This is a genomic window from Pseudomonas sp. B6001, from assembly GCF_013386015.1.
GTDB lineage: Bacteria > Pseudomonadota > Gammaproteobacteria > Pseudomonadales > Pseudomonadaceae > Aquipseudomonas.
On sequence record NZ_JACAOX010000060.1, the window covers coordinates 1 to 11,853 of the forward strand.

The window sequence follows — 11,853 nt, forward strand, 5'->3', positions numbered from 1 at the left end:
GGAACCAATAGCAGCCGTTACCCAAATAACGGATATACACCCAAAACTTCCCTAATCGTGCAAAGCCTTAGCCGCCCCCAACAACCCCCGAAACTTCAAATATCGCGCCTGCAAAACAGCCTGTTGAGCGCCGTCCGGGAAAAACCGTTGCTTCACCGGCATCCCCGCCTGCAAGAGCGCCGCACCCTGGCCGCTCGACAGGAACCCCAACTTCGCCGCCCCAATACACGCCCCCAACTCACTGCCATGCAACGTATAAATCTCCCGCCCAAGAATATTGGCCAACAACTGCGCCCAATACTCACTGCGCGCCCCACCACCCACCAACGCACAAGCCCCCACCGTGGCCCCGGCCGACTGCACTGCATTCAATGCATCCAGCAACCCGAACCCGACGCCCTCCATCACCGCATACCCCAGCATGGCCGGCGTGCAGTCATGCCCCAGGCTCATGAAACCACCCCGCAACAACGGGTCGTTATGGGGCGTGCGCTCCCCCGCCAAATACGGCAAAAACAACGGATTGGAAACCGGCACGCCCTGCCCGATCGGCCACTCGGCCTGCACCCGATCCAGCAACGCCTGCTCATCAACCGACCCCGTCAACCCCGTCACCCACCGCAAGCAACTGGCCCCGGCCAGCATCGCCCCCATGGTGTACCAACGCCCAGGCAACGCATGACAAAAACTATGCACCGCACTCGCCGGATTCCCCGCCGAGTGATCAGTAATCGCCACGATGGCCGCACTCGTCCCCAACGTGATAAACGCATCACCCGCATTCACCGCCCCTATGCCCACCGCCGCCACCGGGTTGTCCCCGCCACCGCCGGCAATCACCAGGCCCTCGGCCAAGCCCAGTCGCCCCGCCGCAGCCGCATTCAAACAAGCACTGGCCGCGCCACCTTCTACCAGCCGTGGCATCTGCGCCCATCGCAAACCCGTGGCCTGCAGCATCGGTTCAAACCATTCACGGTTGGCCACATCCAGCCACAACGTCCCCGCACCATCGGACACATCACTCACGCGCTCACCACTCAGGCGCAGGCGCAGGTAGTCCTTGGGCGACAGCACGCAATCAATGGCGCTGAATACCGCCGGTTCATGCTCCTGCAACCACAGCAGCTTGGGCGCCGTGAGACCGGCCATCGGCAAGCTGCCGGTGACGTCGGCAAACTCACGGCCCAAGGCTTCTGCCTGGGCCATGGCACGGGAGTCATCCCAGAGAATCGCCGGGTACAACACCCGGTCGTCTTGCCCCAGCAATACCGCCCCGTGCATCTGCCCGGACAACCCGATGCAGCCGACACGGCCGTAGGCATCCGGCTGATCAGTGCGCAGTTGGTCCAGGGCCTTCAGGCATGCTTGCCACCACTCCTCAGGCGCCTGCTCGGACCAGCCGGTGTGCGGGCGCGAGACTGTCAGCCGCGCGCCCGCATGGGCGAGGACGTTGCCTTGCTCGTCCATCAGGATCGCCTTGAGTTCCGAAGTGCCGAGATCAATGCCAAGGGAAACCGCGTTGTTCATATCAGGGGCAGCCGCATGAATTACGAATCTTCAGGGTGGGCGCGAGCCGCACGCTGTGTGTTTTACGCTTGGGCGACGCCATGCGCTCAAGCAGCAGGTTGACCGCACGGGCGCCCAGTTCCTGGACCGGTTGCGCGATCAGGGTCAGGCGCGGCACAAAGAAGTCCGCCCATTCAAAATCATCGAAACCCACCAGGGCCATTTGCCCGGGCACATCAATGCGCGCATCGCGCAAGGCATGCATTGCGCCGAGGGTCATCAGGTTGTTGCCCGCCATGATCGCCGTGGGCGGTGTGTCCAAGGCCAATAACTGCGCCGTCGCTTGCCGTGCAGGCTCGCTGCTCGACCCACCATTGACCAGCAACAGCGGATCAAACGGTAACCCCGCCGCAAGCAACGCGGCTTGATACCCGGCCACGCGCTCACTGGAAGTGCCCAGCCCCGCCCGCCCGGAAATAAAGCCGATGCGCCGGTGGCCATGCTCGATCAAGTGCGCTACCAAAGCCTGGGTCGACAAGGTGTTTTCCACCCCGACCTGATCAAAGCGATCGCTCATCATCCGGTCCACCAGTACGGCGGGTACTTCATTGGCCTGCAAGTACTCCAGGGCCAGGGAACCGGTAGACGGCGCCAGCAGAATGCCGTCCACCCGCCGATGGTGCAGCGTCGTGACTACGCGCAATTCCTGCTCGGGATCGTCGTGGGTATCGACAAACAACATCATGTAGCCGTGCTTGGCGCACTCGGTTTCAATCGCGTGCACCGTTTCGCTGAAGTAGTGGTTGGACAGTGCCGAGATCGCCACGCCAATCGTATTGGTGGTGGACCGCGCCAGGGAACGCGCCAGCGTGTTGGGGATGTAGCCCACCTGCCGGATCGCGTCCTGCACCGCTTGCACCGTGTCCGGGCTGACCTTGCGGGTGCCGTTCAAGACGTGGGAAACCGTCGACGTCGACACCCCTGCAATTCTTGCCACATCCTCCATGGTTGCCACGGTGCTCACTCCTGGGTGCTTTTAATGCTTGCTTGACCAACCGGCGTAGGAACCGACGTTATCGCGGGTGATCAATTTTGGCGCCAGCAGGGTAACCGCTTCGGCGGGTTGTTTGTCATTGAGAATGTCATTGCCGACATTGACGGCGGTCTGGGCCATGGCCCATGGGTCCTGGCTGGCGGAGGCCTGGATCAGGGTGTCGGTCTTCAGGGCATTCTCGATGTCCGGCGCGCCGTCCACGGAGGTGATGATGATGCCGCTGCGTTTCAGTTGCTTGGCCGCCAGGTCGCTGCCGATGGCTTGCGGGTCGTTGATTGCGAACAGGCCGTCGATTTTCTGGAAGCGCGTCAGGTAACCCTGCATCACGTTCAAGCCGCCTTCGCGGGAGCCTTTGCCGTCCTGGTCATCTGACAGCACCTTGATCTCCGGGGCGCTGGCCAGCGCGGCTTTGCACCCTTTGACCCGATCGGTCACGGCGGTGACTTGCGGGCCGTTCTGAATGATCACATTGCCCTTGCCCGACAGTTTGTCGACGATGAACTGGCAGGCGAGCTTGCCAGCCTCGACGTTGTCGGTCTGCACCGTGGCATTCACGCCCTTGGCGTCGACGTCCACGGCCACCACCACGATCCCGGCATCACGGGCTTTCTTGATCGCCGAGGCCATCGCCGACGGGTCGACGGCGTTGAGCAGGATCAGGTCGACCTTGGACGAGATGAAGTTGTCGATCTGCGAGAACTGCTTGCTCAGGTCATAGTCGGCCGACACCGAGGTGACTTTCACCGCCGGGTTCAGCTCCTTGGCCCGCGCCGTGGCACCGTCGGCCAAGGTCACGAAATACGGGTTGCCCAGGGACCCCATGCTGATGCCGATGGCTTTCAGTTCACGGGCTTGCACCGCCTGGGACATCAACACGGCAACGCCCAGGGAGGCGACAACAGGAAACATGCGTTTGAAGTTCATGATGACTCTCTTGTGATTGTTGTTTGAGTGAAATCAGGTCCGCGCACCGGACTGGCGATAGCGATCCAGCGCTACCGCGCCAATGATCACGATGCCCTTGATGATGTACTGCCAGATATCCGAGACGCCCAGCAGCACCAGGCCGTTGGTCAATACCGCGATGATCAGCGCACCAATCAGCGTGCCGCCGATGGTGCCGACGCCGCCGGTAAAACTGGTGCCGCCGAGGATCACTGCGGCAATCGCATCCAGCTCATAGGATTGCCCCAGCTGCAGGCCATTGGCGGCGAACAGGCGTGACGCGCTCATCACCGCGCCCAACCCGGCCAACGCACCGGACATGGCATAGACGAACAGCAGGACCTTCCACACCTTGATCCCCGACAGCCGCGCCGCTTCCGGGTTGCCGCCCACGGAGTAGATCTGCACCCCCATCACCGTGCGCCGCAGGATGAACCACGACAGCGCAATCACGGCCACGGCAATGATCACCAGCCAGGGCACGCCCAGCACCGAATCGTTGCCAATAAAGGCAAACGGCAAATCAGGGTTGAATACGGTCTTGTCGTCGGCCAGCAACCTCGCCAACCCGCGCATGGCGGTCAGCGCACCCAGGGTGACGATAAACGGCGGCAGGCGCATGAAGGCGATCAGGCCGCCGTTGACCAGGCCCAGCAACAGGCCGAAGCCAACCCCGGCGGCAATCCCGAACATGCCGAACTGCGGTGACATCGACGCTTGCAACGCAACCACAGCCGAAGCCGCAAGAATCGCTCCCACCGACAAGTCGATGCCCGCCGTGAGGATCACAAAGGTCATCCCGGCCGCCAGCACCACGTTGACCGACGCCTGCTGGGTGATGATCGACAGGTTCTGCACCGTCATGAAGTTCTCGCTGGCCAGGGCAAAACCCACCAGCAACAGCACCAGCACCGGCAACATGCCCACCGTGCGCATCAGTTCACGAATACGCTCAGCCTTGCCGATCGTTGCCACAGTCATGGTGTTGCTCCCGCTTGTCGTTGAATTAGCCATGGGCGGCCACCTGCTCGCTGCCGGTGGCGAGGTCGATGATCGCCTCCTGGGAAATATCCAGCCCCGATGCCCCGCCCACTTCGGCCACCAGTTGCCCTTCGCGCATGATCAGCACGCGGTCGCAGGTGCCGATGATTTCCGGCAGTTCGCTGGAGATCACCACGATGCCCACGCCGGCCTTGGCCAACTGGTTGATGATGCGGTAGATCTCGGATTTGGAGCCGATGTCTACGCCACGGGTGGGCTCGTCGAGGATCAGCACATGCGGCTTGACCTCCAGCAGCCGTGCCAGCAGCACCTTCTGCTGGTTGCCACCGGACAACGCGCCGACGTTGACCTTGCCCGACGCCACGCGGATCGACAGGGACTTGATCGCATCGCGTGAGCGTTGTGCGGCGTGGCCACGGTCGAGCACGCCACCGGCATGGGCATCCGGCACACACGCACAGACGTTGATGTTGTCGGCCACGCTCATGTCGAGAAACAGGCCCTGGGCCTTGCGGTCCTCGGTGAGGTAGACGACACCGGCACGAATCGCATCCGCCGGGTTGCGCAGTTGGGTCACGGTTTTGCCGACCACCTCCAGGGTGCCGGAGGTGCGTGGGTCGGCGGCAAAGATCAGCCGTGCCAGTTCGGTACGGCCAGCGCCCACCAGGCCGGCGATGCCCAGCACTTCACCGGCGTGCAGGTCAAAGCTGCAGTTGCGCACGCGCTTGCCGTCGGCCATGTCGCGCACGCGCATCACCACCTGGCCGGGGTCGTAGGCCGCATGTTCCTTCTTGTAGAAACCTGACAGGTCGCGGCCCACCATCATCTTCACCAGCACTTCGGCCGACAGCACGTCCCGCGCCAGTTCGCCGACGTACTCGCCGTCCCGCAGCACCGAGACCCGATCCGACAGTTCGTAGATTTCCGCCATGCGGTGGCTGATGTAGATGATCGCCAGGCCTTGGCTGCGCAGCTGTTTGATCAGCGCAAACAGGCGGTCGGTCTCGCGAGAGGACAGCGGCGTGGTGGGCTCGTCCATCACCAGGATTTTCGCGTGGGCATGCAGCGCCCGGGCGATTTCTACCAGTTGGCGCTCGGCGATGGACAGGCTGGCGACGCGGGTGGTGGGCAGGAACTCCGCGCCGAGCCTTGCCAGCACTTCAGCCACCCCGGCTTCCATGCCCTTGCGGTCGATGGTCCAGCCACGGCGCAGTTCACGGCCCAGGTAGATGTTCTCGGCCACCGTGAGGTTCGGGCACAGGCTCAGTTCCTGGTAGATCACGGCAATGCCAAGGGCTTTGGCGGAGGCTGGGTTGTAACTGGCGACGGGCTGGCCATCGATGCGGATGGTGCCGCCATCATCGGCCTGGTAGGCACCGGAGAGGATCTTCATCAAGGTCGATTTGCCGGCGCCGTTCTCACCCATCAAGGCGTGGATTTCACCGGGGTAGACCTTCAGGCTGACGTTCTTGAGCACCCGCAGACCGTTGAAGGTCTTGCTGATGCCCTGCATTTCAAGCAAGGGTTCAAGGCTCATGACTGAGCTCCTGGTTTTATTATTGTTGTGTTCGGGCGTTTGCCGATTGGTGCCGACTCTAATCAGATATATTTGCTTACGCAAGCGCTTGCGTCAGCCGTTTATCGCTTGATTAAACGTTTCACCTGATGAATAAATGTTCACCCAGCGACCTGGAGTGATTAATTGCAGATAAAACCGCCGTTTTTCCACCTCCACCTATCCGATTGAGTGCTTTTCTAAAAATAACACCGCGTTTGGCCACTACGATCCCTGTCGGTTGCGGTTTATCTGCTATCGTCCAAAGACCTCATCTCCTCCTCATCGCGCGTGCGCGATCTTCTGTGAGCATGCTCTGCGGCGCCGCCTTTGGCAGCGTCGGGCCTGAAGTTCACGGAACACTGCACGATGGACAACTCTTCAGTCGACAGCCCGGCGGAGCCGCAATCCCGGGCTGAAAAAATCGTCGAATTCAAACGCCAGAAAACCCTGCTCAAGGCCGGCGCCTTGCAAGACGCGATCTTCAACAGCGCCTACTTCTCCAGCATTGCCACCGACGAAAAAGGCGTGATCCAGATCTTCAACGTCGGCGCCGAACGCATGCTCGGCTATGCCGCCGCCGATGTGCTGAACCGCGTCACACCGGCCGACATTTCCGACCCCGCCGAGCTGATCACTCGCGCCGCCGCCCTCAGCCTGGAACTGGACACACCGATCACGCCGGGCTTTGAGGCCCTGGTGTTCAAGGCCTCCCGGGGCATCGAAGACATTTACGAACTGACCTATATCCGCAAGGACAACAGTCGCCTGTCGGCCATGGTGTCGGTGACCGCCCTGCGCAACCGCAACGACGCGATCATCGGCTACCTGCTGATCGGCACCGACAACACCGCGCGCAAGCAGGAAGAGGCGCAACGCAAAGGCTTTGAGCGCGCCCTGGAAGAGAAGAACCTGGAGCTGGAACACGCCAGCCACATGAAGTCCGAGTTCCTTGCCACCATGTCCCACGAGCTGCGCACGCCGCTGAATGCGGTGATCGGTTTTTCCGAGGCGCTCAAGGACGGCCTGGTGGGCGACATGAGCGATATCCAGCGCGAGTACATCGGCGATATCTTCACCAGCGGCCAGCACTTGCTGTCGCTGATCAACGACATCCTCGACCTGTCCAAGGTCGAGGCCGGCATGATGGACCTGGAACTGGAAGCCGTGGAGTTGGCCGGCCTGTTGGCCAACAGCCTGCTGATCGTGCGGGAAAAGGCCGCATTGCAGCGCATCCAGTTGAAACTTGAATGCCAGGACGACTTCGGCACCCTGGAACTCGACCTGCGCAAGACCAAGCAGATCATCTACAACCTGCTGGCCAATGCGGTGAAGTTCAGCGAGCACGGCGGCTCCGTGACCCTGTCGGTGCGCGAGGTGAGTCGTGCACAAGTCGGGCAGGTTCCCGGCGACTGGCCCACCTACGGTTTTGCCCTGCAACCCAGCGAGCAGCAACAGTTCCTGGAATTCAGCGTCAGCGACACCGGCATCGGTATCGCCCGGCACGACATGAGCAAGCTGTTCAAGGCTTTCAGCCAGATCGACAGCAGCCTGGCGCGTAAATTCGAAGGCACGGGCCTGGGCCTGGCGATGGTCAAGCAACTCACCGACCTGCACGGCGGCAGTGTCGCCGTGGCCAGCCGCGAAGGTGCCGGCGCGCGATTTGTGGTGTGGCTGCCGCTGCACCGTGCCGCAGATGCGGAGGCCCCATGGCCGAAATCCTGATCGTCGAAGACAACGAGGCCAATATGCGCCTCGCCCGCCTGCTGCTGGTGAACGCCGGCCACAGCGTGTTGTGGGCCGCCGATGCCGAGACCGGGCTGACCCTGGCCCGGGAAAAACAACCGGCATTGATCCTGATGGACATCCAGTTGCCGGGCATGGACGGCCTGGCAGCCACGTCACTGCTCAAGCAGGACCCTCATACCGCGCACATCCCGGTGATCGCCCTGACGGCCATGGCCATGAAGGAAGACCGTGACAAGACCCTGCGGGCCGGCTGCGATGCCTACATCATCAAGCCCCTGCGCTACAAAGAGCTGTACCAGGTGATCGACACGCTGCTGCAAAAGAACATTACTCCCTCGACTTGAGTCCTCTCCATGGCCAGCCAACCCGCAACGCTGTTGATCGTTGATGATGAAATCCAGGTGCGCAAGCTGCTGGAAACCCTGCTGCGTCACGAGGGTTACCAGACCGTGAGCGCCGCCAGTGGTGAAGAAGCCTTGCAGTTGGTGGCGCAGCGGCCGCCGGACTTAATCCTGCTGGACATCATGATGCCGGGCATGGACGGCTATGAAGTGGCCAACCAGCTCAAGGGCAACCAGGCCACGGCGAACATTCCGATCATCATGCTTTCGGCATTGAGTGAGTCCAGCGCGCGGCTCAGTGGCCTGGAAACCGGTGCTGAAGAATTCATCAGCAAGCCGGTGGAGCGGGTCGAGTTGTGGCTACGGGTACGCAACCTGCTGCGGCTCAAGGCCCACGGCGATCGGTTGAAAAACCATAGCCAGTTGTTGGAGCAGCAACTTCAACACCACCAAAATGAGTCCTCGCGGTTGAATGTGCATGATCTGGCGCGCCTGGACCTGGAAAAAGCCCTGCGCCTGGCTGTCGAGCGCGAAGAATTCGTGCTGCATTACCAACCCAAGGTCGAACTGGCCAACGGTCAGGTGTGCGCCCTCGAGGCCCTGCTGCGCTGGGACCGGCCCGGTTACGGTGCGGTGTCTCCAGCGGTCTTCATACCGATCCTGGAAAGCCAGGGCTTGATCGTCACGCTCGGGCGTTGGGTGATCGACAACGTGTGCCGCCAGATCGCAGCGTGGCAATCCGGCACGGTGGGCGCGGTGGAGGTATCGGTCAACGTTTCGGGGCATCAATTGATCGAGGGTGACCTGATTGCCGATATCGCCCAGTCCCTCGCCCAGGCCGGCGTGGAAGCGCATTGGCTGGAAGTTGAATTGACCGAAGGCTCGCTGATGGAGAACACCCAGCACACCATCGCCAGCTTGCAGCGCCTGCGGGCGATGGGGGTGAAGATCTCCATCGACGACTTCGGCACCGGCTATTCCAGCCTGGCCTACCTGCGGCGGTTCCCGATTGATACGCTGAAAATCGATATCGCGTTTATCCGCGAAGTCACCAGCAACCCGCAGGACGCGGCTATCACCCGCACGATCATCGAACTGGCCCACAGCCTGAAGCTGCGAGTGGTGGCCGAAGGCGTGGAAACCCAGGCGCAGCTGGAGTTTCTGCGGGAAGCCGGCTGCGATCAGATCCAGGGGTATCTGTTCAGCCGGCCTTTGCCGATGAAGGAGCTGGAGCGCCTGCTGCTGGATAAGCGCAGCCTGGTCAGGCCGCAGCCTCACTGACTTCGAACAACCCCACCAGCTTCTGCAACTTGTTGGCATTGACCCGCACGGTTTCCGCGCTGGTCTGCAACACCCCTACGGTCAGGCGCATTTGCTCCGAAGAGTGGCTGACCTGCTTGATGGTCTTGCCATAGTCGAGGCTGCGGGCGTTGAGCTGCTGGATGATGCTGAACATGCTCTCCACCGCCTGGTGCAGGTGCACGTTCTCCGAGGAGGCGTCCTCGGCCAGGCGCAGGCTGCTGTCGACGTTGGTCACGCCGTTTTCCATGAAGCCTACGGCCTTGCGGGTTTCGCCTTGCAGGCCCTCGACCATCTGGCGAATGTCTTCCGCTGCCTTGGAAGTGCGTGACGCCAGGGTGCGGACTTCGTCGGCCACCACCGCAAAACCGCGGCCATGCTCGCCCGCCCGCGCCGCTTCGATGGCCGCATTCAGGGCCAGCAGGTTGGTCTGGTTGGTGATGTCGCTGATCAACCCGGTGATGTTGCTGATCTGTGCCATGCGGCTGTCCAGCAGTTGCACGCTTTCCGAGGAGCGCTGCACCACATCGCGAATCGACTGGGTGCCGACCTGTACCGCGAGGAATTGCTCGCGGGCCCGGCTGACCACCTCGTCCATGGCCTGCTTCATTTGCTCGGCGCTCACCGAGGCTTGCTGGATTTCTCCCAGTTGCTCTTCAACGATGATCATCATGCGGTGGGTCGCGTCGGCCACTTCATGGGACATCAACCCGGCCGCCTCGCTGCGGCCGAGCATCAATTGGTTGGTGTTGCCAACGCTGTGGCTGGCCTTGACCACCTGGCCGACCACCGAATCCAGGCGGTCGATGAAGCTGTTGATCCAGCGGCTCATGTCGCCGGTTTCGTCGTTGACCATGCGCCCGCTGTCCAGGCGTTGGCGCAGGTTGCCCTCGCCTTCGGCAATGGTGCGGATGACCTCGGTCATTTCATTCAGGCGTGCGGCCAGGCGCCTGGGGCCCAGGCGGCTGAACAGCAAGGCCGCGACGACCATGCTCAGCACCTCGCACGCATCGGTCCAGGCGGCGGGCAAACCACTGTAGTGACGGACCAGGAAGTTGCAGGCAAACAGGCCAGCCATGGTCGCCAGATAGGGCTTCATCAAACCGTGGCTCAGGGAGCGCCGGCGGTAGACCTCTTCCAGGTCGGCCTCGCACATCATGCCCCAGCGATCCGGCGAGCCCGGCAGTTCGAAGGTCACGCCCTTGCCCACCACCGGGATGTGACGGTAGTCGGAATAGCCGGGATAGGTGACAAACAGGTTCGAGCCCTTGCGGATGGTTTCCCGCACGCCGGGGTGCAGTTGTTGGGTGGCGGGGTCGATAAACCGCAATTCCAGCTCGGTGTGGCGTTGGATCTGTACGGTTTTCCAGGGTGTGTGCACGCCGCTCTTGAGATTTTCACCGTGGGTGAAGGTGCCGTCCTCGAAGCGTGAGCGGGACAGCGCAATGCCCGGCTGCAGCGCCGGGTCGAAGCGCGATTGCACCATGAACAGGTAGTTATCGCCGGACTCGGGGAAGATATGCCCGGCCTCGCGCTGGATCAAATCCCCGAGTATGTCGTTGGGCACCCGACCGCAGAGGCAGCCGACCACCCTGCCCTCGCGGGTCAATGGTTGGTAGAACATCAGGGTCACTTCGTCATGGAAGCGCGAAGACGAAGGGCCGATCTGCAAGGTCAGCGGGTCGCTGTAGGGACCGTGGAGGAATGGCGCCTTGAGCCCGGCGGCCAGGGCTTGTTGATTGAGCGCGCGGTGACTGGCCTGGCTCCAGGTACTCGCCAGTAATTCGCCCTTTGGGTCGACGATAAACAGCTCGGAGAAATCCCCGGCCTGGTGCAGTTTTTCCAGCAGCAGGCTGTTGTCGGTGAGCACGGAATCGCGGGCCAGTGTCGTGGCCAGTTCGTTGAGGTGTTCCCACTGTTCGCGGGTCCAGGTTTGCAGGAGTTTGACCCGGGTTTCGGCAATGGCCTCGAAGGTTTGCTCCATCACCGGGTACACCGCGCGGTTGAGGTGGCAGGACCAGCCCATGGCGAACTTGCCGGTCTTGCCCCACCAGGGCAGCCAGCTTTTCTCGGCGGAAGATAACTGCATCGTGCTGCTCGACAGGCTGCTCATGGCGGACTCCGGGAGTGATGTCTAATTGCCATATTTCAAGGCAATTAATGCGCCAATTAGCTAGCTTGCTATTGATTAGGCTGTTTGGCCTGCCATGCGGGTCAACGGGAGCGAGCTTCCTCGCTACAAAAAGCTGCATGCAATCAAGAGCATGCACCAGCGGGTGGCAGTGAGATCGCTTGTCGGGTGGGATGTCCCAGGGGGGGCCGTGGTTTTCGAGATCGAATATCGGCGGACTTTTGGGGGCATATCCGTTATTTGGGTAACGGCGGCTTATGGTTTCGCTCTT

9 protein-coding genes are annotated in these 11,853 nt (G+C 61.9%); 3 read left to right on the plus strand and 6 right to left on the minus strand.

What is annotated here, in order from left to right:
* Positions 1 to 51 precede the first annotated feature (51 nt).
* Genes xylB through HX821_RS31440 form a run of 5 tightly spaced genes read right to left on the minus strand, consistent with a single transcriptional unit; the run spans position 52 to position 6,044 of the window.
* Positions 52 to 1,527, minus strand: a complete 1,476-nt coding sequence (xylB, locus tag HX821_RS31420) for a xylulokinase (RefSeq protein ID WP_177037380.1) — start codon at positions 1,525 to 1,527, stop codon at positions 52 to 54.
* A 1-nt stretch (position 1,528) separates the two neighbouring features.
* Positions 1,529 to 2,521, minus strand: a complete 993-nt coding sequence (locus HX821_RS31425) for a LacI family DNA-binding transcriptional regulator (RefSeq protein ID WP_177037381.1) — start codon at positions 2,519 to 2,521, stop codon at positions 1,529 to 1,531.
* A gap of 21 nt (positions 2,522 to 2,542) precedes the next feature.
* Positions 2,543 to 3,484 carry an ABC transporter substrate-binding protein gene (locus HX821_RS31430; RefSeq protein ID WP_003209710.1) on the minus strand — a complete coding sequence of 314 codons (942 nt, stop codon included), beginning with the start codon at positions 3,482 to 3,484 and terminating at the stop codon, positions 2,543 to 2,545.
* Between the two features lie 33 nt (positions 3,485 to 3,517).
* Positions 3,518 to 4,486 carry a hypothetical protein gene (locus HX821_RS31435; protein ID WP_003209708.1) on the minus strand — a complete coding sequence of 323 codons (969 nt, stop codon included), beginning with the start codon at positions 4,484 to 4,486 and terminating at the stop codon, positions 3,518 to 3,520.
* A gap of 25 nt (positions 4,487 to 4,511) precedes the next feature.
* On the minus strand, positions 4,512 to 6,044 hold the full coding sequence (locus HX821_RS31440; protein WP_003209705.1) for a sugar ABC transporter ATP-binding protein: 1,533 nt from the start codon (positions 6,042 to 6,044) through the stop codon (positions 4,512 to 4,514).
* 387 nt (positions 6,045 to 6,431) lie between these two features.
* On the opposite strand from HX821_RS31440, the gene HX821_RS31445 reads away from it, so the two are divergent.
* Genes HX821_RS31445 through HX821_RS31455 form a run of 3 tightly spaced genes read left to right on the plus strand, consistent with a single transcriptional unit; the run spans position 6,432 to position 9,433 of the window.
* Entirely contained in the window at positions 6,432 to 7,787 is a 1,356-nt protein-coding gene (locus tag HX821_RS31445; protein ID WP_177037382.1) for a HAMP domain-containing sensor histidine kinase, read from the plus strand.
* Positions 7,772 to 8,155: a response regulator gene (locus HX821_RS31450; RefSeq protein WP_008430409.1), complete on the plus strand. Its 384-nt coding sequence runs from the start codon at positions 7,772 to 7,774 to the stop codon at positions 8,153 to 8,155. The genes HX821_RS31445 and HX821_RS31450 overlap by 16 nt, the downstream gene beginning before the upstream one ends.
* Before the next feature lie 9 nt (positions 8,156 to 8,164).
* The gene (locus tag HX821_RS31455) at positions 8,165 to 9,433 is read left to right on the plus strand and encodes an EAL domain-containing response regulator (protein WP_003209700.1); all 1,269 of its coding nucleotides are present in this window, start codon (positions 8,165 to 8,167) and stop codon (positions 9,431 to 9,433) included.
* Here HX821_RS31455 and HX821_RS31460 read toward each other — a convergent pair.
* On the minus strand, positions 9,414 to 11,564 hold the full coding sequence (locus tag HX821_RS31460) for a methyl-accepting chemotaxis protein (protein WP_177037383.1): 2,151 nt from the start codon (positions 11,562 to 11,564) through the stop codon (positions 9,414 to 9,416). The genes HX821_RS31455 and HX821_RS31460 overlap by 20 nt on opposite strands.
* Between the last annotated feature and the right edge of the window lie 289 nt (positions 11,565 to 11,853).